We start from the raw sequence: 20,204 nt of genomic DNA, 5'->3' as shown, positions 1-20,204 counted from the left end.
GATGGGTTTGTTCTCCTTCTTCAGAGACGCGGGGGCGAACGCGGCGCCTTCGGCAGCGCCGGCGCCGCCAGACCCGGTGCCGGCCGCCGCGGACGACGCGCTCGACGTCGGCGCGCTGACCGAGCCGCCGCCCGCGCCCGCGACCGGCTTCCAGATCGGCGAGCCGGATGCCGCCGTGACCGCGGAGCTGCAGCCGCTCGTCGTCGACGCCACCCGGACGGTGTACGACCCGGAGATCCCGGTCGACATCTACGAGCTGGGGTTGATCTACGACATCGTCGCCGATGCCGAACGCCGCGTGCTCGTCCGGATGACGCTGACGAGCCCGGCGTGCCCCTCGGCGCAGCAACTGCCGAGCGAGGTCCGCTACAAGATCAAGGCGCTGCCTGGCGTGACCGATGCCTGGGTGGACGTCGTCTGGGATCCGCCCTGGACGAAGGACCGGATGTCCGAAGCGGCGAAGCTGCAGCTCGGCTTCTTCTGAGCGATCGCATGTCCGACTTGGCCGACCTCTACCAGGAGGTCATCCTCGACCACAACCGACGCCCGAGGAACTACGGGGCGCTGGAGCATCCCGATCGGCAGGCTCGCGGGCACAATCCCCTCTGCGGAGATCGCGTCGGCGTGTCGCTCCGCATGGACGGCGATCGGATTGCCGACGTCAGGTTCGAGGGCGCCGGGTGCGCGATCTCGCGCGCGTCGGCGTCGCTGATGACCGAGGCCGTGCGCGGCCGGACGGTGGCGGAAGTCGCCGACCTCTTCGAGCGGTTCACCGCGATGATCACCGCGCCGCTCGACACGGCCGCCGGCGACGAGTCGCTCGGCAAGCTGACCGTGCTCGGCGGCGTGCGGGAGTTCCCGATCCGGATCAAGTGCGCGAGCCTGCCCTGGCACACGTTGAAAGCCGCGCTCGCCGCCTCTGATCAGGTCGTCGCGACCGAGTAGAGCGTCTCGAGCCACGGCAACGCTCCGAGTCGATGGCGGCGCGCGCCGCGCTCGCGTGCGCCGGCGCTCCGTCGATCTCACAGGGAGACCAAGTCTTTCGGCCGAATCTCCGGCCGGTGTGCCTCGTCGGAAATGCCGAGAGGCCAGAAGCCATGTACTGACCTCGAAGTCCTGGAACCCGCCAGCAGAAACGATTCCGCTTCATTGCGGAATCTGCAGAGACGGCGGCGACGCTGAGCTGTCGGACGGTTCGATCAGCCGGCTCGCGCTGACCGCCAGCGTCTCCACCCATCCCCCCGCAGACGTCACGGCGTCGGCCAGCTCGCGAAACGCCCGTTCGAGGAGGAACAGCCTGAGCAGCGCGACGCGGCTCGGCGCGGGCGCGGGCAGGAACGGGCTGTCGGTCATCGCATCGGCGTAGGCCCGCAGGAACGTACCGACGCTGCCGGCGACCCACCACCGAACCCAGCGTTCGACACGGTCCTGGTCCTGCGGCGAGCCCGCTCGCCGGCTGGCGAGCGCGTGTTCGCCGGCATTCTGAATCGACCACACCATGCCGGCGACGTCTTCCACCACCGATCGCAGCCGGCGGCGATCCTTCGGCGGAACGCGCGCGTCCCCTTCGAACCCGATGAAGGACACGTCGCTTTCGTAGATGAGCACCTGCGTGAGGTCGAGGTTGCCGTGGGTGCGGGCCACGTCGACGGTCGGCGGCGCCTGCTCGCGCGCGGCGCGCACGAGCGTGGCGACGAGCTCCTGCTTCGCTTCCAGACGGGCGAGCGCGGCGCGGGCGCCATCCCGGAGTGCGCTTTGGCGGGGCCAGTCTCGGAGGAGCCGCTGCCAGTGGCCGAGGATGCGGGCTTCGAGCGCCGCGACCTGCTCGCTGTCCCAGCGGTCGCTGCCGAACGCCGCACGCGCATCCGGGCTCGTCAGCGCGCGGTGCAGATCCGCGACGCGTTGGCCGAGACGCGCCGCGACGCGCGCGTAGGCGCCGACCATCTGCTCGACGTCCGGCGGGAGCGCCCACGCCCAGAGCGTGTCGACGCGCTCGGGCCCGCCCGGGGGCGGGACGTGCGTCGCGGCCTGATCGGCGGTGCGAGACAGCTCATCGAGCGTGTGGCGCCAGGCGGTCGTCTGGTGCGCCACGAACTCGAAGGCGAGCGCCGCCTGGCTGGTTTGGCCGTGGTCGTCCTCGTATTCCAGGACGGCGAGCGGCGTCGGGACGCGGGGGAAGTGCGGATGGACGGCGACGAAACCTTCCAGCTCGCCCTCGGGGCTCGCATCGTTCCAGACGCGGCGGAGGATCTTGATCGTCAGCCGCTCGCCGAAGAACGCGCAGGAGGGGAACCGTTCCTGATCGCGCGGCGCGGATGGCAACTGATCGGCGGACGTCGGGACGCCGAGCCGATCGGCGGCCGGCAGGCGCCGGCCGCGCAGGCTGCCGCGCCGCAGCCGCACGACGCGATCGCCGAGCACGACGTCGAGCATCGCCGCGCCGAGCCGGCCGTCGACGCGCGCGTGCAGCACGCCCTTGCGCGCGCCCGCGACCGGGACCAGCACCGCTTCCGGCGACTCGCGCAGGATGTCGTCGGCGCGGCTGCCGCCCGTGACGGCGAGCGGCAGGCAGTAGCGCGCGGTGGTGCCGTCGCCGAACATCGCCGAGACCATGGTGATCAGCACCGGCTCGTCGCCGGCACGCACCGTGCCCCAGTCGTCGATCGCGATCGCCGTCAGCTCCGCGGCTGGCGTGAAGAACCACGGCTGGCGCGCCAGGAACCGGCGGAGATGCCGGCGCTCGAGCGTCTGGCGCACGCTGCCGTCGAGCATCCGGTACCACTCCGGGCCGAGGAGCAGCGGCGCCTGGTCGGGATCGGGTTCCGGAACGGGCCTCGGCCGGCTCGTGTGATCGACCGGCGGCTCCTTCTGGAGCCGCAGCCAGTAGAACCCGTGCGGCCCGAGCGTGAGCGGGTAGAGCGCCGTCCCGATCCGCGGCAGCTCCACGCCGCCGAACATCTCGATCGGAAACAGGCCCGCGAGCGAGGAGAGATCGAGCGTGACCGGCTGCACCGTCCGCGACAGGTTGGCGACGACGAGGATGGGATCCTCGGCCTGATGGCGCCGGAGGAACGCGAAGATCCGGCGGTTCTCCGGCCGGAGCAGCTCCATCGCGCCGCGCCCGAACGTCACGTGGCGCTGCCGGAGCGTGATGATCCGGCGCATCCAGTTCAACAGCGAGTGCGACGATCGCTCCTGCGCCTCGACGTTCACCGATTGGAAGCCGTACACCGGATCCATGATCGTCGGCAGGTACAGCCTGGCCGGATCCGCGCGTGAGAAGCCGCCGTTTCGATCGGCGCTCCACTGCATCGGCGTCCGCACGCCGTTGCGGTCGCCGAGATACACGTTGTCGCCCATCCCGAGCTCGTCGCCGTAATAGATGACCGGCGTGCCGGGCATGGACAGCAGCAGCCCGGTCATCAGCTCGATGCGCGGCCGGCTGTTCTCCATCAACGGCGCGAGGCGCCGGCGAATGCCGGCGTTCAGCCGCATCATCGGATCCGCCGCGTAGGCCTCGTACATGTAGTCGCGCTCTTCGTCGCTCACCATCTCGAGCGTCAGCTCGTCGTGGTTGCGCAGGAAGATGGCCCACTGGCAGCCCTCGGGCAGATCGGGCATCTGGTAGAGGATCTCGGACAGCGGATGGCGATCCTCCTGCCGCAGGGCCATGTAGAGCCGCGGCATCAGCGGGAAGTGGAAGGCCATGTGGCATTCGTCCCCGTCGCCGAAGTACGCGCGCACGTCCGACGGCCACTGGTTGGCTTCGGCGAGGAGCATCCGGTTGCGATGGCGTGCGTCCATCTCCCGGCGGAAGAGCTTGAGGATCGCGTGCGTTTCCGGCAGGTTGGCGCACTGCGTGCCCTCGCGCTCGACCAGATACGGCACGGCGTCGAGGCGCATGCCGTCGACGCCCATGTCGAGCCAGAAGCGCATGACCTTCAGGACGGCGCGCGCGACGACGGGGTTGTCGAAGTTCAGGTCGGGCTGATGCCGGAAGAACCGGTGCCAGTAGTACTGACCGGCCACCGGATCCCAGCTCCAGTTCGAGGGCTCGGTGTCCTTGAAGACGATCGGGACGTTCGCGTACTTCTGGTCCGTGTCGCTCCACACGTAGAAGTTCCGCTTCGAGCTGCCGGCGGGGGCGCGTCTCGCCGCCTGGAACCACGGGTGCTGATCGGACGTGTGGTTGATCACGAGCTCGGTGATCACGCGGAGGCCCCGCTCGTGCGCGGCGTTCAGGAAGGCGAGGAAGTCGCGGCGGGTGCCGTACTGCGGGTGCACGCCTTCGTAGTCGGCGATGTCGTAGCCGTCGTCCCTGAGCGGCGACGGGTAGAACGGTAAGAGCCAGATCGCCGACACGCCCAGCGACTGGATGTAGTCGAGCTTCTGCGTGAGGCCGGCGAAGTCGCCGACGCCGTCGCCGCTCGTGTCGAGGAATGCGCGCACGTGCACCTGGTAGATGACCGCGTCGCGGTACCAGAGAGGATCGTCGGCGAGCGCGCCGCTCGCTCGATTCGCCGCGATCGCGCTGCGCCTGGAGTGAACCGGGTCAACCATGATGGGCTCGTCGAAACGCCATAATACGTGTGTGACCCGGTCGCCGATCTACCTCGATGCCCACGCGACAACGCCCGTCGATCCGCGCGTGCTCGACGCGATGCTGCCGTACTTCGCGCGCGACTTCGGGAACGCGGCGTCCTCGACGCACGCGTGGGGCTGGCGCGCGAAAGAGGCGGTCGAGCGGGCGCGGCGCGAGGTCGCGGCCGTCGTGGGCGCCCAGGCGCGCGACGTCATCTTCACGAGCGGGGCCACCGAATCCAATAATCTCGCCATCCGCGGCGTCGCCGCCCGCGCGCCGGCCGAACGCCGCCATCTCGCCGTGTCGGCAATCGAGCACAAGTCCGTGCTCGAAGTGGCCGCCCAGCTCGGACGGGAGGGGTGGGACGTCACCCTGCTCCCGGTCGGATCCGACGGCCGCGTGGATCTCGACGCCCTCTCGCGGATCGTGACCGAACGGACGGCCCTCGTGAGCGTCATGGCGGCCAACAACGAGATCGGCGTGCTGCAGCCGCTGGCCGAGATCGCGCGGATCGTCCACGAACGCGGCGCGCTGCTGCACACCGACGCGGCGCAGGCTGCCGGGAAAGTGCCGCTCGCCGTGGCCTCGGACGGCATCGATCTGCTGTCGCTCACCGCGCACAAGATGTACGGGCCCAAGGGCTGCGGCGCGTTGTACGTGCGCCGCCGCGTGCCGATCGCCCCGCTGCTCGTCGGCGGCGGCCATGAGCACGGCCTGCGTGCGGGCACGCTGAACGTGCCCGGCATCGTCGGCCTGGGCCGCGCCTGCGCGGTGGCGGCCGAGGAGATGCCGGCAGAGGCGCGCCGGCTCGCGAGGCTTCGCGATCGCCTGCTCGATGGGCTCGCGGCGCTCGGCGGCGTCACGGTCAACGGGTCGCGTGAGCACCGGCTTGCCCACAATCTGCACGTGAGCTTCGACGGCGTGGACGGCGAGGCGCTCCTCATCGGTATCGGCGACATCGCCGTGTCGTCGGGCTCGGCCTGCACGTCGGCCTCAGGATTGCCCTCGCACGTGCTCAGTGCGATCATGGGCGACGCGCCCGTGCCTTCGGCGGCGATCCGCTTCGGGCTGGGCCGTTTCACGACGGACGACGAGATCGACGACACGATCGCGAAGTTCTCGGCGGTCGTGCGTCACCTCAGGCAGCACTGAGCGGCGCCTCGTCCTGAGCGCGCGGCCGAAGGCCGTGCCGGTCGTCTTCGACTGCCTCCCCAGGACAGACGGCGGTTCCGTCGTCGGCGCGCTGGCCATGGCCGGCGCCACCACGTTGACCCCCATCTTCGCGAGGTGCCGTGCCAACCAGGGGCCTGCCGGAATCTCAGGGACGCGAGACGCGGATCCTCCTGCTCATCGTCGCCGTCTCGATCGCGCTGCTCCTGCTGCTCGCGCGGCTGCGCTACCCGGCGGCCGATCTGCCGGTCATCGCGCCGACGCAGGTCCCGCTCGTCGACCTGACCGCCCCGCGCGGCTTCGACGATCTGGGCCAGCGGCTGTCGTCGCTTCTGGCGGCGGTCTCGCCGCGCATGCTGACGATCGAGCTGGAGCCCGCGGCAACACCGGCTGCGCGCCGGCGTCCGGCGGACGTGCAGACGCAGCTCGCCACGGCCGTTCGCGTGAAGCCCGATCTTGCAGTCGTGCACGTGCCGCGCGGGCTCCATCCACGCGCCGCCGCCGACACGGGCGTCCACGTGCTGGCCGCCGACGAGGCGCGTGAGCTCGCACTGCTGCACGTGCCGCCGAATCTCGACACCTCCGCGTCTCAGCCGGCGGAGCCGTTCACCGGCATGGCCTACGTCGCGCTCGTGGCGGCGATGCGCGGCGGCCCGACCGTGCAGCCCGTGTACGTCGGACGCGTGGCGCCGCTCGAAGGCGGCCGCTGGCCAGGCGCCCTCGATCTGGGCCCGCTCGTGGGTCTCGACGCCGGCACGGCGTACGCCATGTTCTCCCTGGACGGCCGCTTTCTCGGGCTGCTGATTCCGGCGGCCGGCACGGCGACCTTGGTTCCCGCCCAGGCGCTGCAGGAGGCCGGCGCAGCGCTCGCCTCCGGCGGAGCCTCGACGCAATGACGCCGCGGTCGAGCGATCTGAGCGACCGCGAGATCGGCGGCCGCGATCCCATCGACCAGCGCCTCGGCCTGTCGCAGCCGCCGCTGCTCGTCTGGCTGGTGTCGCTGCTGCGCACGCGCTCGGCGCTCGGCCTCGCGCCCGGCCTGACGCCGGCTGTCGTGTTCCTGCCGCTCGGCATGGTGCTCGGACCGCGCGTCTCGGGCGTGATCGGTCCCGAAGTGATGCCCGTGCTCGACGTGGTCGTCACGTTCGGCCTCTCGATCCTCGGCGTCTCGGCGGGGATCGCGCTCGGGCGTCAGGCGCCGTCGTCGCCGCGGCTGTTCGCGGCCGCGAGCCTCGAGAGCGCGATCACGATCGCGTCGGTCGCGCTCGCGTCGGCGTACTTCGTCTGGGCCACCGGCATGCCGGGCCTCGGGCCGATCGCCGCGATCGCGATGGCGCTCGGCCTCTCTGCGTCCGCATCGTCGGCGACGTCCGCGGATCCGGACTCGGAGGAGGCCGCGGCGGTCGCGACGCGCGTCGCGGATCTGGACGACGCGCTGCCGATGGTCATCGCGATGCTGGTGGTGCCGCTCACGGGGCGATCGGAGCACGGCCTCGCGGCGAACGTGATCGCGCCGCCGCTCATCGGGCTCGCGGTCGGCGCGATCGGCTGGCTGCTGTTCGATCGCGCCGAGTCCGGTGCGGAGCGCGTCGTCTTTGTGCTGGGCACGCTCGCCCTGGCCGGCGGCGCGGCCTCGCATCTCGGCGTGTCGCCGCTGCCGGTGGGGCTGGTCGCCGGGCTCGTCTGGGGCATCGCGCCGGGCCGCGTGGACCGCATCGCTCTCGACGATCTGCGCAAGGTGCAGCATCCGCTGCTCGTGCTGCTGCTCGTCACGGCGGGCGCGTTGACGATCCCGTCGACGGCCGCCGTGTGGCTGCTGACGCCGTACCTGCTGTTTCGCGTCGTCGGCAAGGTGCTCGGCGCCTGGGCCACGGCGGGGTTCGTCGATACGGCGGCGGCGGATCTCGCGGCCTACCTGATGCCGCCGGGCGTGCTGGCGGTGGCGTTCGCGCTGAACTTCCGGCAACTGCTCGCGCCGCCCGCCGGCGACGCGCTCCTCTCTGCCGTCGCCATCGGCACCGCTGCGTTCGAGCTGTTCTCGCTCTACGTCCTGCCGCGCTGGCGCCGGGTGGCGCAGCCGTGAGGCGGGTCGCGGCGCTCGCCATCACGATCGGGCTGGCCTGGATCCTGATCAGCCGGTTCGGCGAGCCCGTCGGCCCGTCGGTGACGCTCGGCCTCGGAATCGCGCTGCTCTCGGCGGTGATCGCCGGATGGCTCTGCGAGTTCGTCCGCCTGCCTCGCATCACGGGGTACCTCGCACTCGGTCTGGTCTCGGGGCCGTCGCTCGCGAACCTCATCACGGCGTCCACGGCGCGCGATCTCCAGGCGGTCAGCGCGTTCACGCTCGTGCTGATCTCGGTGATCGCCGGGCTGCACCTCGACTTCAGGGCGCATCGCGAGACATGGCGGGGCGTCTTCAGCTTGAGCATCCTGACCATGCTGGCCACGTGGGCCGCGATGGTGCTCGGGTTCGTGCTGATCTGGACGTGGTTCCCGATCTTCCCGGATCTCGGCCCCGCCGAGCGCGCCACGGCCGCCGTGCTGACGGCGCTCTTGGTGACGACGCCCGCGCCGGCCGTCACGATCGCCGTCATCGCCGAAGCCGGCTCGCGCGGGCCGCTCACCACGCTCGCGGCGCAGGTGACCGTGCTGATGCAGTTGCTCGGCGCGCTCTTGTTCGCGGCCTACCAGGTCGTCCTGCCCGCGATGTTCGGGGCGCCGTCGGCCCACATGACGGACGTGCTGATCGCCGGGATCTGGTCGGTGGGCGGCGCGGCCGCCTTCGGCCTCATCGCCGGCGCGATCTTCATGCTCTACCTCATGTACGTCGGCAGAGAGCTGACGGTCGTGTTCCTGGCTCTCTGTCTCGGCCTGACCGGCGTGGTCGCGCCGTTCGGGTTCGAGCCGTTCCTGGCGGGGTTGGCGGCCGGCATTCTCATTCAGAACGTGAGGCCGGCGGCGGGCGAGATCATGCGGGACGCGGCCGAGCACGGCGCGATGCCGGCCCTGGTGCTGTTCTTCGCGGTGCGCGGCGCATCGATGCACGTCGAGGCGGTCGCCGCCGTCGGCCTGTCGGCCGCGGCCGTCGTCGCCTTCCGGCTGCTCGCGATGCGCGCCGCCACGCGGGTCAGCGCGCGGCTGGCCGGCGTCGACGCGCCGGAGGTCCCGCTGTTGTGGCGCGCGCTCGTGCCCACGGCCGGCACGAGCCTCGGGCTGATGGCGCTCGCGTCCACCGAGCTTCCGGGCTGGAGCGCGAACCTGCAGGCGCTCATCGTCGCGGTCGTGGCCATCAACCAGCTCATCGGTCCGATCATCTTCCGCGCCACGCTCGTCCAGGCCCGCGAGATCGGCCCCGAGCGCGGCCAGCTCGTGGTGGTGTCGAACCGCGAGCCCTGGATGCACGAGCGCGCGGAGGACGGATCGATCGTCGTGCGGCCGACGCCCGGAGGCGTGTCGGTGGCGCTCGACGCGCTGATGCGCGAGCGGGGCGGCGTGTGGATCGCGCACGGCGCCGGCAGCGCCGACCGGCTCGTCGTGGACAAGCACGACCGCGTGCGCGTGCCGCCCGACGCGCCCGCCTACACGCTGAAGCGCGTCTGGTTCACGTCGTACCAGGAGGAGCACTACTACGCGGGCTTCGCCAACAGCGCGCTGTGGCCGCTCTGTCATCAAGCGCACGTGCGCCCGGTCTTCCGCGAGGAGGACTGGAAAGCGTACGAGCAGGTGAATCGTCTCTTCGCCGAAGCGGCGATCGAGGAAGCGCCGCCGGGCGCGTCGGTGTTCCTGAACGACTACCATCTGGCGCTGGCGGCGCTCACGCTCAGGCGCCGCAGCCCGTCGCTGAGGACCGCGCTGTTCTGGCACATCCCATGGCCGGACGTCGACCGGCTGCGCATCTGTCCCTGGCGCCGCGAATTGCTCGAGGGGCTGCTCGCGAACGATCTCGTCGCGTTTCAGTTGCCGCGCGATCAGCGGCACTTCCTGTCGGCGGTGAACGAGGATCTGCGCGCCACGATCTCGGGCGACGCCGTGTACCACCGCAGCCGCGTCGTCCGGGTCGTCGCGATTCCGATCGGCGCCGACTTCGAGCGCATCAGCGCGCTGCAGGCCGACGACGAGTCGCTCGCGGCGCGGATGGCGGCGCTCTCGCAGGAGCTCTGCCTGGCGGGCCGCACGGTCGGCGTGGGCGTCGATCGGCTCGACTACACGAAAGGGATTCCCGAGCGCATCGCCGCGATCGAGCGGGTGCTGCGCGAGCGGCCGGACGTGCGCGAGCAGTTCGTCTTCGTCCAGGTCGGCGTGCCGTCCAGGAGCGACGTGCACGGCTACGCGGAGATCTCGGCCGAGATCGACGAGCTGGTGGCCCGCGTGAACCGGGAGCTCGGAGCGGCCGGCCGGCCCGGCCCGATCCTCTACATCAAACGCGCGTTCCAGCTCCCGGATCTGGTCGCGCTCTATCGGCTGGCCGACTTCTGCATCGTGTCGTCGCTGCACGACGGGATGAACCTGGTGGCGAAGGAGTTCGTGGCCGCGCGCGAGGATCTCGGCGGCGTGCTCATCCTGAGCGAGCTCGCCGGCGCCTCCGAGGAGCTGGCCGAATCGCTGCTCATCAATCCCTACGACGACCGTGGATTCGCCGAAGCGATCGCGCGCGCCATCGACATGCCGGAGTGGGAGCGGCGGCGCAGGATGCAGGCGCTCAGGCGGCGAGTGTCGGGGCGCAACGTGCTCGCCTGGGCCTCCGACATCCTCGATCGTCTGGAGCGCCAGCGTCGCGGCGAGTTCCTCGCGGGATGACGGGCAAGGCCGATCGGCCAGCCGGGCCGCACGATCCGATCGCAGGCACGCGGCCGGCGAGGCGTCGCCGGCTGCCCATGTAGACTATCGGGGCCTATGAAGATCACCGTCGCTCACAGTCCGGACTCCGACGACGCGTTCATGTTCTACGGCCTGGCGTCGGGTGCCGTCCAGGTCGAGGGCATCGAGGTCGATCAGGTCCTTGCCGATATCGAGACCCTGAACCGCGCGGCGTTCGAAGGCCGCTACGAAGTGACGGCGGTCTCGTTCCACGCGTACGCGCATCTCGTCGACCGGTACGCGCTGCTGCCCCACGGCGCCAGCATGGGCGACCAGTACGGCCCGATCCTCGTGGCCAGCCGGCCGATCGCGCCATCGGGCGGCCGCGTGCCGCTCCGCGGCCTCCGGATCGCGGTGCCCGGCCGGCTCACGTCCGCGTTTCTCACGCTCCAGTTGTACGACCGCACCTTCGAAGCCGTCGTCGTGCCGTTCGATCGGATCGATCGCGCCGTGCTCGACGGCACGGTGGACGCCGGCCTGCTGATTCACGAAGGCCAGTTGACGTACGTGCAGGAGGGCCTGCACAAGGTCATCGATCTGGGGGAGTGGTGGTTCGAGCGGACCAACGGCCTGCCGCTGCCGCTCGGCGGCAACGTCATTCGCCGCGATCTGGGCGACGAGACGATGGTCCGTGTGTCGAGAATGCTGCACGACAGCATCGCGCACGCGCTCAGCCATCGCGCCGACGCCGTCGCGTACGCGCAGCAGTACGGCCGGGGCCTCGATCGGCAATCGACCGACAGGTTCGTCGGCATGTACGTGAACCAGCTCACGCTCGACTACGGCGAGCGCGGCCGCGCCGCCCTCGAGCGCTTCTTCGGTGAGGCGTTCGAGCAGGGGCTGATCCCGAACCGCGTGCCGATCGAGTTCGTCGGCGATCGATCGGCGCAGCGCTGAGCCGCGCCCGCTATCTGGCCAGCGCGTCGGCGATGAGCTGCGCGCTCTCGGCCACCCGCGGACCGGGAATCACGAGCCGATCGTCCGCGATGATGTGGACGCGTCCGGTCCGCACCGCCGGCAGCGCCGGCAGTTGACGCCACACGCCGCGCTCCCGCGCAATCCTCTGCGCATCCCAGCCGGCGGACGGGTGGATCTCCACGATGACGTCCGGCGCACGCTGCAGCAGGGTTTCGGTCGACACCTGGAGGTTCTCCCGGCGCACGTCGGCGAAGACGTCGATCCCGCCCGCCAGCTCCAGCAGATCGTGCAGAAAGCCCACGCCGCCGCTGGCGTACAGGCTTCGCAGCGTTCCGGGTTCGCGGCCGAACAGCAGGGCCGTCCGCCGCTTGGGCCGGCTCGCGGCCGTGCGCCGGATCCGATCCAGATCCGCCTCGATCCGTGTCGCCAGCCGATCGGCCGCCTCAGCCGAACCAGCCCGCGCGCCGATCTGCCGGATCGTCGCCGTCACGTCCGCCAGCCCGCTGTGCCGGTACTCGAACACCGCGATGCCGACACGCGCGAGCCGCGCCATCAGCTCGGTCTGGGAGGCATAGGTGACGACGAGATCGGGACGGAACAGGACGATGCGCTCGAAGTCGGGATCCACGAGGGCGCCGACTCTCGGGCGCGTCGTGGCCTCCGGAGGGTACGTATCGAAGCTGGAGACGCCGACCACCCGATCGCCCGCTCCGATCGCGAAGAGCATCTCGGTGACGGCCGGCACGATGCTGATGATTCGAGACGGCGCGGTCCGCGCTGGCTGCGCGCCGGCACGGATCGACGCCGCGAGCATCAACACCGCGGCGGCGAGCAGCACGCGTCGCGCGCCCCTCGTCATCGGCGGCGGAGCAGCAGCCACAGGAAGTAGGGGCCGCCGAGTAGAGCGGTGATGATGCCGACCGGCAGCTCCATCGGCGCGAGCACCGTGCGAGCGAGCGCGTCGCACAGCACGAGGAACGCCGCGCCGAAGCAGGCGGAGGCGGGCAGGACGAGCCGATGATCCGCGCCGACGAGCAGCCGCACGAGGTGCGGCACGATGATGCCGACGAACCCGATCGGGCCGCCGACCGAGACCGCCGCGCCGGTGGCGAGCGATCCGCTGAAGAACGCCACGCGTTGCGCTCTGGTCACGTCGAGTCCGCGGAAGCCGGCGGCGTCGCGGCCGAGGCTCAGCAGATTCAGCGGCCGCGCGAGCCAGGCGAAGGCGGCGAACGAGAGGGCGACGAGCGGGAGCGCGGCGAGGATGGGCTCGTAGCTTCCGACGTCGAGATCGCCCATCAGCCAGCGCAGCGCGCGGTACGTCTCGTTGAAGCCGCTGATGTACTGCACGAAGAGGATGAGCGCCGAGAAGAACGCGTTGAGCGTGACGCCCGAGAGCAGCAGCACCGTCGTGGAGATGCCGCGGTGCCGGGCGCTCGCGAGCGCGTAGACGACGAGCACCGCGACGAGCGCGCCGGCGAGGCTCGCGCCGGCGACGCCGAAGAGGGGAAGCGCGGTGCCGAACGAGATCGCGATCATCGCGCCGAGCGACGCGCCGGCCGAGATGCCGAGCGTGTACGGCGTGGCGAGCGGGTTCTGCAGCAGGCCCTGGAACACCACGCCGGCCGCCGCCAGCGTCGCGCCGACCACGGCCGCCGCGAGCGCGCGGGGCAGGCGCGCGAGGAAGAAGATCTGCGCGTCGACGTTGTCGGCGAACGGCCGCGTCGAGTCGAACACGCGGGAGAACGACAGCGGCGCCGAGCCGATGAACGGCGCGGCCAGCACGGCCGCCGCCATCCCGGCGGCGCAGGCCGCGACGACCGGTAGGCCGCGAGCGACGGGCGAGCGGGCGATCATCGCAGCGCCGGCGCGACGAGCGCCGGATCGAGGTCGTACAGCCGGCCGACCAGGTCGGCCGTCAGCACCGCGGCAGGCGGCCCCTCGGCGAGAACGCGTCCGCGCGCCAAGAGCACGGCGTGCGTCGCGATGGATCGAGCGAGCCCCAGATCGTGCGTCGACAGCAGCATCGTCAGGCCGCGGCGGCGGTTGAGGTCCGTCAGCAGGCCGGCGAGCTCGAGCTGGTAGCGCAGGTCGAGCGAGGCGGTGGGCTCGTCGAGGAAGAGGAGCGCCGGCGGATCCGTGGCCGCCGCGCCGCCCGGCTGCGCGTTGTCGAGCTGCGCGAGCGCCGACGCGATGATCACGCGCTGCTTCTCGCCGCCGCTGAGCGTCGGGAAGGCCCGATCGGCGAGCGGCCGCGTGCCCGTCGCCGCGAGCGCGCCGAGCGCCGACGCGATGTCCTCGGGCCGTTCGATCTGGAAGGCGCGCAGCCGCGGATAGCGGCCCATGAGCACGATCTCGAGCACCGTGTAGTCGAAGGCGAGATGCGTCTCCTGCGGGACGACGGCCACGCGGCGGGCGAGCGCGGCGCGGGAGAAGCGCGCGAGCGGCTGGCCGTCGATCGCGATCTCGCCGGAGCGCGGCGCGAGCGCGCCAGAGAGCAGCCGGATCAGCGTCGTCTTCCCGGAGCCGTTGGGCCCGAGCACGGCGACGATCGCCCCGGCAGGAACGGACAACGAGATGCCGGCGATCGTCTCGGCGGCGTGGCCGTCCGGTGCCGCGGCTCGAGCGGTCACGTCCGAACGGTACGCGAAATGGAGATCTCGAGCGTCGAGCAGCACGGTTGCGGTGGCGGCGTTGCGTCTGGCCGGGCACGTGCCGGCGCCACGGGCGGGTGAGCGCTGGTTGTCGGCCCGGAGTATAGCATGTCAAAATATCGAGGATTTTCGTGCAGACACGCCTGCAGTCCCTCGGGTTGTCCGACATCGCCGCGAAGCTCGACGCCGGAGAGCGGCTGTCGTTCGAGGACGGCGTCCGGCTCTTCCGGTGTCCCGATCTGCACGCCGTCGGCTGGCTCGCCAACCGCGAGCGGGAACGGCGCCACGGCGCGCGCACGTACTACAACTTCAACCTGCGGCTCGAGGCGACCAACGTCTGCGTGGCGAGCTGTCTCTTCTGCTCGTTCGCGCGCCTGAAGCCCGGCGACCGCGAAGCCTACACGATGTCGCTGGAGCAGGTCCTCGACAAGCTGCGCCAGCGCGCGGATCAGCCGCTCACCGAGGTGCACGTGGTGAACGGGCTGCACCCGGATCTGCCGTTCAGCTACTACACCGATCTGCTCCGCGGGCTGAAGGCGATCCGGCCGTCGATTCACCTGAAGTGCTTCACCGCCGTCGAGATCGCGTTCTTCGCGGATCTCTACGGGATGACCGACGAGCGCGTCCTGCGTGAGCTGATGGCGGCCGGGCTCGACTCGCTGCCGGGCGGTGGCGCCGAGATCTTCGCCGAGCGGGTGCGGCGCAGGATCGCGCCCGACAAGGCCGACGCCGCGCGGTACCTCGACATCCACCGGACGGCACACGGCCTCGGCATGCGATCGAACGTCACGATGCTGTACGGCCACATCGAGACCGACGAGGAGCGCGTCGATCACATGCTGCGCGCGCGAGCGCTGCAGGACGAGACCGGCGGGTTCCAGGCGTTCATCCCGCTGGCGTTCCATCCGGACAACAACCGGATGCGCAAGCTGCCCGCGCCGACGGCGGCCGACACGCTGCGCGTGCACGCCGCGGCCCGGCTCGTGCTCGACAACATCCCGCACGTCAAGGCGTTCTGGATCGCCACCGGCGTCGACGTCGCGCAGCTCGCGCTCTGGTACGGGGCCGACGATCTCGACGGCACCGTCCAGGAGGAGCGCATCTACCACATGGCCGGATCGCGGACGCCGGAGGCGATGTCCACGGCGGCGATCCAACGTCTCATCCGCGCCGCCGGCCGCGAGCCGGTCGAGCGCGACACGCTCTACAACGTCGTTGCTGCTGCCCCGGCGGCGTTGATGTCCTGATGCATCCGCCATCCCGGCATTTCACAACGAGGAGTCCACATGTCGCACCAGCTTCCGCCGCTTCCCTATGATTTCGCCGCGCTCGAGCCGCACATCGACGCGCAGACGATGCAGATCCACCACGGCAAGCACCATGGGGCGTACGTCACGAACCTGAACGCGGCGCTCGAGAAGCACCCGGCGCTGCAGAACAAGAGCGCCGAGGATCTCATCAAGTCGCTGTCCAGCGTGCCGGAGGACATCCGGACCGCCGTGCGCAACAACGGCGGCGGGCACGTGAACCACACGATGTTCTGGCAGATCATGGGGCCCGGCAAGGGCGGCGCGCCCACCGGACGGATCGCGGACGTCATCGAGCACACCTTCGGCGGCGTCGACAAGTTCAAGGAGCAGTTGAACAAGGCCGGCCTCGGCCGGTTCGGCAGCGGCTGGGCCTGGCTGGTGGATCACAACGGCACGCTGGCCATCGAGAGCACGGCGAACCAGGACAACCCGCTGATGGAAGGCAAGACGCCGATCCTGGGTGTCGACGTGTGGGAGCACGCCTACTACCTGAAGTACCAAAACCGCCGCGCCGACTACCTCGCCGCCTGGTGGAACGTCATCAACTGGGATGCGGTCAACGCGAGGCTGAAGTAGCGGCAAGCGTGCGGGCTCGTCGTCTCTGCCGGCCTCAGCCCAGCAGGGTCACGGTCACGTCGGTCCCCGCGTCGACGGCATCGACGCCTTCGGGGATCTCGACGTAGCCGTCCGCGTTCGCCAGGCTGGTGATCTCGCCCGAGCCCTTGAACACGGGCTCGGCGCGATCGCCCACGATTCGTACTGGGTAGAACTGGTGCCGGTCGCGCGTGGACACGGCGCGTCCGGCGAGCCGCACGCGCCGCGTCTCCGGAATCCATTCCGGCAGGCGCGCGATCGTGCGCAGGAGCGGGACGAGCAGCAGATACGCGTTCGACAGGCACGACGTGGGATAGCCGGGCATGCCCATCACGAGGGTGCGGCCGATGCGCGCGAGCAGCGTGGGCTTGCCCGGCTTCACCGCGATGCCGTGATAGAGGATCTCGCCGCGCGCGCGCAGCGCGTCGAGCATCAGATCGCGGCGTCCCACCGAGCTGCCGCCGGAGAACACGGCCACGTCGTGCGCGGTGATGCCGTCGATCGCGCGATCGAGCGCCTCGATCGAGTCGGCGGCCACCGGTAGCGGCACCGGCACGCCGCCGTGCCGGCGAATCACCGCGGAGAGCGTGAATCGATTGATGTTGTGGACCTGGCCCGGACCGAGCGGCTGGCCGGGGAGCACGACCTCGTTGCCGGTCGAGATCACGGCGACCGACGGCTGCGCGTACACCGCGAGCGACGTGAGCCCGGCGCCGGCGACGACGCCGACGCGGCCCGGCGTGAGCAGGTCGCCGGCCGAGATGATGCGCGCCCCGGCGCGCATGTCCGCGCCTCGCCGGCCGACGTGCTGGCCGGGCGCCACGGGCTGGTGCACCAGCACCTGTTCGCCCGCGCGCGTCGTCTGTTCGACCATGACGACGGCCGTCGCGCCGGGCGGCAGCGGCGCGCCGGTCGCGATCTCCACGCATCGCCCGGCCGTGAGCGTGATGTCGGGCCACTCGCCCGTGTAGAGCGCGCCCACGCAGGCGAGCGCGCGCGGCGCCTCGGGCGTGGCGCCGCGCGTGTCCTCGGCGACGACCGCGTAGCCGTCCATGGCGGCGCGGTCGAACCCCGGCACGTCGTCGGCCGCCACGACGTCGATGGCCGCGACGCGGCCGTCGAGGACGTCGAGCGGCAGCGTCTCGATCCCGCCGACGGGCTGCGCGGTCGCGGCCTCGATCGTCAGGCGTCGCGCCTCCGCGAACGACAACACGCGCGAGAAGAGCGCCGGTCGCATGTCAGCGGCGCAGCTCGCGCACGACGTGGCCGAGCTCGGGCACGATGAGCTTCGTCATCGCCAGATCGACCGCTGCCGGTGAGCCCGGCAGCATGAACACGGCCGTTCGACCGACGACCCCGGCCGTCGCGCGCGAGAGCATCGCCGCGGCGCCGATCTCCTGGAAGCTCAGCATCCGGAAGAGCTCGCCGAAGCCGTCGAGCGTCTTGTCGAACCGCGCCGTCAGCGCCTCGTACGTCGAGTCACGGCTGGTGATGCCGGTGCCGCCGGTCGTGATCACGACGCTGGCGTCGCCTCGACGGATCGCGTCGTCGACGGCGGCCCGTACCTCGTCGGGATCGTCGCGCACGAGCCGGCGATCGACGATCGTGTGGCCCGCGGCGACGAGGTGCGCCGCGATGGCGTCTCCGCTGCGGTCGCCGTCGAGCGTGCGCGAGTCGCTGACCGTGAGGACGAAGCAGGTGACGTCCGAGGGCGACGTCGCGCGGTGTTGCTGGACCGACATCACCGTGCGTTCGCGGCCGCCTCGAGCCGATCGGCGGCCCCGGATCGGCGTGCGCGCACGGCGTCCGCCAGCTCGTCGAGCAGCGCCGACGTCGTGTCCCAGTCGAGGCAGGCGTCGGTGATGCTCTGGCCGAAGACCAGCGGCGCGCCCGGCCGGACCGATTGGCATCCGCCCACGAGGAAGCTCTCGAGCATGACGCCCGCGACCGCCTGCGTGCCGCCGCGGATCTGTCCGGCGACGTCGCGGAGCACGGCCGGCTGCCGGCGGTGATCCTTGCCGCTGTTCGCGTGGCTGCAGTCCACCATCAGGTACGGCGGCAGTGCGGCCCTGGCCAGCTCGCCGGCGATCGTCGTGACGTGATCCGCCGAGTAGTTCGGCCCGCGCGTGCCGCCGCGCAGGATCACGTGGCAGTCCGGGTTGCCGCCCGTGGCCAGGATCGCGGCCACGCCTTCCTTCGTCACGCCGACGAACTGGTGCGGGTGCGCGGCCGACCGCACGGCGTCGATCGCCACCTGCACGGTGCCGTCCGTCCCGTTCTTGAACCCCACCGGCATCGACAGGCCGGACGCCAGCTCGCGGTGCACCTGGCTCTCGGTCGTGCGCGCGCCGATGGCTCCCCACGAGACGAGGTCGGCCAGGAACTGCGGCGTGATCGGATCGAGGAACTCGGCGGCCGCCGGCAGGCCGAGCGCGTTCACGTCCAGCAGGAACTCCCGGGCGATCCGCAGCCCGTCGTTGATGGCGAACGTCGCGTCGAGATGAGGGTCGTTGATCAGGCCCTTCCATCCGACCGTGGTCCTGGGCTTCTCGAAGTACACCCGCATCACGATCAGCAGGTCGTCGCGAAGCGCGGCCGCGCGGGCCGCCAGCCGGCGCGCGTACTCCACGCCGGCCGCCGGGTCGTGAATCGAACAGGGGCCGACGACGACGAGGAGGCGGGAATCGCGGCCGGTGACCACGCGTGCGATCCCGGCGCGGGCCCGGGTCACGAGGTCGGCGACCGGCTCGGAGATCGGCAGCGCTTCCATGAGCACGGCCGGCGGGATTACCGCGCGCAACTGGCGGATGCGAAGGTCGTCGGTGCGGAGGAGCATCTCGGTCAACCTCATGATCCTAGCCGACGGGAGGCCCTGTCTGCCGGGTGACCGCGAGGCTGATATACTTGCTCGGTTACGCGCCCTTAGCTCAGTTGGATAGAGCGTCTGGCTACGAACCAGGAGGTCGCACGTTCGAGTCGTGCAGGGCGCACCACCCCTTTACCGTTGAACGCTCGTTCGAGCAAACGGCCGTAATCCGCATCAAACGTGTCCGCCGGGCCAATGTGCCCGGTGCCCCGGCTGTCGCCCTCCGGCAGCCACGCGGGCCGGGGTGCTAGCACGCCGGTGAAGAGCCGGTCGAACCGCGTCGGGGCCGAAAAGTCGTATCCCTCGGCGTCGGCCCGTGGCGTGAACGTGATGCGGCCAGCCAGCACTCGCTGAAGCACAGCCCGGCTCTGCGTGGTGGAGCCCCGGAGCAACGTGCGCCACTCCGCCAGTCGTCCTTCGACGACCTCCGGCGCGAGCCGGGGCAGCGGGTGCAGATTGGCCAATTCCTGCCCGATGGCCCGCTTGCTGGCTTCGAGTTCGCGGACCTTGGCCACCAGAGCCGTCGCCTCGCTGCCGTCGGCGATGGCATCGACGAGGCGCGCGATGCGCTTCTCGATGTCCTTGCGTTCTGCGTCGAGGAGCTTCCGGCGGTCGGCGAGATCGTCTCGCTCGGACAGCCGAATCACATGCTCGATGGCCTCCGGCGTGAGCGCATGCTCTTCGAGCGCCTGGAGGATGGCCTCGTTCGTGTCAGGGACTCGCACTCGCATTGTGTTGGTGCAGGCCGTCGTGTGATGCCGACGCCGATGGCAGATGTAGTAGGCATATCGGCCCTTGCGATTATTGCTCTGCTCGACCACGATGCCGCCGCCGCACTCGCCGCACGTGGCGAGTCCAGCCAGTTCGCCTTGTAGTTGATCACGATGTAGCTCTCGCCTGCGATGACCTTCGACTGGTTGATCGTGAGGCCGGAGTCCTTGCAGATCTTCACCTCCCAGTCCCGGCCCAGTCGGGCGAGGTCGCAGTGTCCGTTGCCGCGCTCGAACGTGGCGCAGTGCCGAACGATCTCGGCCTCGATCTTCTCGGATAAGTCGCGGGCCACCACGCCGGCCGATGGCGCGCGAAAGCCGTAGCTGTCGAAGATGGGCAGGATCTTGTCGTACAGATTCTTCAGCTTGCGGAAGGCCGAGTTCACGGCCAGCACGATGCCGTCACGTTCGTCGGCGGTCAGCGGCGTTCGGCTCGGACGCTTGGCCACGGCAGGATTATCGGCCAGCCAGGCCAGCGACTAG

At 70.9% G+C, this 20,204-nt stretch carries 16 protein-coding genes, 1 tRNA gene and 1 pseudogene; 10 read left to right on the top strand and 8 right to left on the bottom strand.

Features of this window, described 5'->3' with window-relative positions:
- Window position 1: 1 nt before the first annotated feature.
- On the top strand, window positions 2–484 hold the full coding sequence (locus IT184_04450; protein ID MCC7008043.1) for a DUF59 domain-containing protein: 483 nt from the start codon (window positions 2–4) through the stop codon (window positions 482–484).
- 8 nt (window positions 485–492) lie between these two features.
- Window positions 493–945 (top strand): SUF system NifU family Fe-S cluster assembly protein, encoded by a 453-nt coding sequence (locus tag IT184_04445; GenBank protein MCC7008042.1) that lies wholly within the window; start codon window positions 493–495, stop codon window positions 943–945.
- Between the two features lie 201 nt (window positions 946–1,146).
- On the opposite strand, the gene treS is transcribed toward IT184_04445, so the two are convergent.
- Window positions 1,147–4,560 (bottom strand): maltose alpha-D-glucosyltransferase, encoded by a 3,414-nt coding sequence (treS, locus tag IT184_04440; protein ID MCC7008041.1) that lies wholly within the window; start codon window positions 4,558–4,560, stop codon window positions 1,147–1,149.
- Window positions 4,561–4,591: 31 nt separating this feature from the next.
- Here treS and IT184_04435 point away from each other — a divergent pair, with 31 nt between their 5' ends.
- The 5 genes from IT184_04435 to IT184_04415 all read left to right on the top strand — a co-directional run bounded on the left by IT184_04435 (window position 4,592) and on the right by IT184_04415 (window position 11,506).
- Complete coding sequence (locus IT184_04435) at window positions 4,592–5,734, top strand: cysteine desulfurase (GenBank protein MCC7008040.1); 1,143 nt, start codon at window positions 4,592–4,594, stop codon at window positions 5,732–5,734.
- A 140-nt stretch (window positions 5,735–5,874) separates the two neighbouring features.
- A complete protein-coding gene (locus tag IT184_04430; GenBank protein MCC7008039.1) occupies window positions 5,875–6,648 on the top strand; it encodes a hypothetical protein in 774 nt (257 codons plus the stop codon).
- Window positions 6,645–7,835 carry a hypothetical protein gene (locus IT184_04425; GenBank protein ID MCC7008038.1) on the top strand — a complete coding sequence of 397 codons (1,191 nt, stop codon included), beginning with the start codon at window positions 6,645–6,647 and terminating at the stop codon, window positions 7,833–7,835. Before IT184_04430 ends, IT184_04425 begins: the two co-directional genes overlap by 4 nt.
- Entirely contained in the window at window positions 7,832–10,549 is a 2,718-nt protein-coding gene (locus IT184_04420; protein ID MCC7008037.1) for a trehalose-6-phosphate synthase, read from the top strand. The genes IT184_04425 and IT184_04420 overlap by 4 nt, the downstream gene beginning before the upstream one ends.
- Before the next feature lie 96 nt (window positions 10,550–10,645).
- Window positions 10,646–11,506 carry an ABC transporter substrate-binding protein gene (locus IT184_04415; protein ID MCC7008036.1) on the top strand — a complete coding sequence of 287 codons (861 nt, stop codon included), beginning with the start codon at window positions 10,646–10,648 and terminating at the stop codon, window positions 11,504–11,506.
- Window positions 11,507–11,516: 10 nt separating this feature from the next.
- On the opposite strand, the gene IT184_04410 is transcribed toward IT184_04415, so the two are convergent.
- From IT184_04410 to IT184_04400, 3 genes are read right to left on the bottom strand one after another with little or no spacing between them, the layout of a single operon-like run.
- Window positions 11,517–12,386: an ABC transporter substrate-binding protein gene (locus IT184_04410; protein ID MCC7008035.1), complete on the bottom strand. Its 870-nt coding sequence runs from the start codon at window positions 12,384–12,386 to the stop codon at window positions 11,517–11,519.
- On the bottom strand, window positions 12,383–13,324 hold the full coding sequence (locus IT184_04405; protein ID MCC7008034.1) for an iron ABC transporter permease: 942 nt from the start codon (window positions 13,322–13,324) through the stop codon (window positions 12,383–12,385). The genes IT184_04410 and IT184_04405 overlap by 4 nt, the downstream gene beginning before the upstream one ends.
- Before the next feature lie 56 nt (window positions 13,325–13,380).
- Entirely contained in the window at window positions 13,381–14,160 is a 780-nt protein-coding gene (locus IT184_04400) for an ABC transporter ATP-binding protein (protein MCC7008033.1), read from the bottom strand.
- Window positions 14,161–14,297: 137 nt separating this feature from the next.
- On the opposite strand from IT184_04400, the gene mqnE reads away from it, so the two are divergent.
- Together mqnE and IT184_04390 are read left to right on the top strand one after the other, a co-directional pair.
- Complete coding sequence (mqnE, locus tag IT184_04395) at window positions 14,298–15,428, top strand: aminofutalosine synthase MqnE (GenBank protein ID MCC7008032.1); 1,131 nt, start codon at window positions 14,298–14,300, stop codon at window positions 15,426–15,428.
- Between the two features lie 39 nt (window positions 15,429–15,467).
- Window positions 15,468–16,067, top strand: a complete 600-nt coding sequence (locus tag IT184_04390; protein ID MCC7008031.1) for a superoxide dismutase — start codon at window positions 15,468–15,470, stop codon at window positions 16,065–16,067.
- Window positions 16,068–16,101: 34 nt separating this feature from the next.
- On the opposite strand, the gene IT184_04385 is transcribed toward IT184_04390, so the two are convergent.
- The 3 genes from IT184_04385 to IT184_04375 are packed head-to-tail and all read right to left on the bottom strand — an operon-like array spanning window position 16,102 to window position 18,930.
- Complete coding sequence (locus IT184_04385; protein MCC7008030.1) at window positions 16,102–17,322, bottom strand: molybdenum cofactor biosynthesis protein; 1,221 nt, start codon at window positions 17,320–17,322, stop codon at window positions 16,102–16,104.
- A gap of 1 nt (window position 17,323) precedes the next feature.
- Window positions 17,324–17,827: a MogA/MoaB family molybdenum cofactor biosynthesis protein gene (locus tag IT184_04380; protein ID MCC7008029.1), complete on the bottom strand. Its 504-nt coding sequence runs from the start codon at window positions 17,825–17,827 to the stop codon at window positions 17,324–17,326.
- Entirely contained in the window at window positions 17,827–18,930 is a 1,104-nt protein-coding gene (locus tag IT184_04375) for a 3-deoxy-7-phosphoheptulonate synthase (GenBank protein ID MCC7008028.1), read from the bottom strand. Before IT184_04375 ends, IT184_04380 begins: the two co-directional genes overlap by 1 nt.
- A gap of 71 nt (window positions 18,931–19,001) precedes the next feature.
- Here IT184_04375 and IT184_04370 point away from each other — a divergent pair.
- Window positions 19,002–19,078: transfer RNA gene (locus IT184_04370), tRNA-Arg, on the top strand.
- Window positions 19,079–19,634: 556 nt separating this feature from the next.
- Here the strand turns inward: IT184_04370 and IT184_04365 are convergent.
- Window positions 19,635–20,027: pseudogene (locus IT184_04365) on the bottom strand (zinc ribbon domain-containing protein).
- Between the last annotated feature and the right edge of the window lie 177 nt (window positions 20,028–20,204).

It is taken from the genome of Acidobacteriota bacterium (assembly GCA_020853395.1).
Classification (GTDB): Bacteria; Acidobacteriota; Vicinamibacteria; order Vicinamibacterales; family SCN-69-37; genus JADYYY01.
This window is presented reverse-complemented; position numbering and strand designations above follow the sequence as displayed.

Bases quoted from the DNA above. Each gene is read 5' to 3' on its own strand.
- IT184_04450 (MCC7008043.1), top strand. From the start codon at position 2: ATGGGTTTGTTCTCCTTCTTCAGAGACGCGGGGGCGAACGCGGCGCCT.
- IT184_04445 (MCC7008042.1), top strand. From the start codon at position 493: ATGTCCGACTTGGCCGACCTCTACCAGGAGGTCATCCTCGACCACAAC.
- treS (MCC7008041.1), bottom strand. From the start codon at position 4,560: ATGGTTGACCCGGTTCACTCCAGGCGCAGCGCGATCGCGGCGAATCGA.
- IT184_04425 (MCC7008038.1), top strand. From the start codon at position 6,645: ATGACGCCGCGGTCGAGCGATCTGAGCGACCGCGAGATCGGCGGCCGC.
- IT184_04415 (MCC7008036.1), top strand. From the start codon at position 10,646: ATGAAGATCACCGTCGCTCACAGTCCGGACTCCGACGACGCGTTCATG.
- IT184_04410 (MCC7008035.1), bottom strand. From the start codon at position 12,386: ATGACGAGGGGCGCGCGACGCGTGCTGCTCGCCGCCGCGGTGTTGATG.
- IT184_04405 (MCC7008034.1), bottom strand. From the start codon at position 13,324: ATGGCGGCGGCCGTGCTGGCCGCGCCGTTCATCGGCTCGGCGCCGCTG.
- IT184_04390 (MCC7008031.1), top strand. From the start codon at position 15,468: ATGTCGCACCAGCTTCCGCCGCTTCCCTATGATTTCGCCGCGCTCGAG.
- IT184_04385 (MCC7008030.1), bottom strand. From the start codon at position 17,322: ATGCGACCGGCGCTCTTCTCGCGCGTGTTGTCGTTCGCGGAGGCGCGA.
- IT184_04380 (MCC7008029.1), bottom strand. From the start codon at position 17,827: ATGTCGGTCCAGCAACACCGCGCGACGTCGCCCTCGGACGTCACCTGC.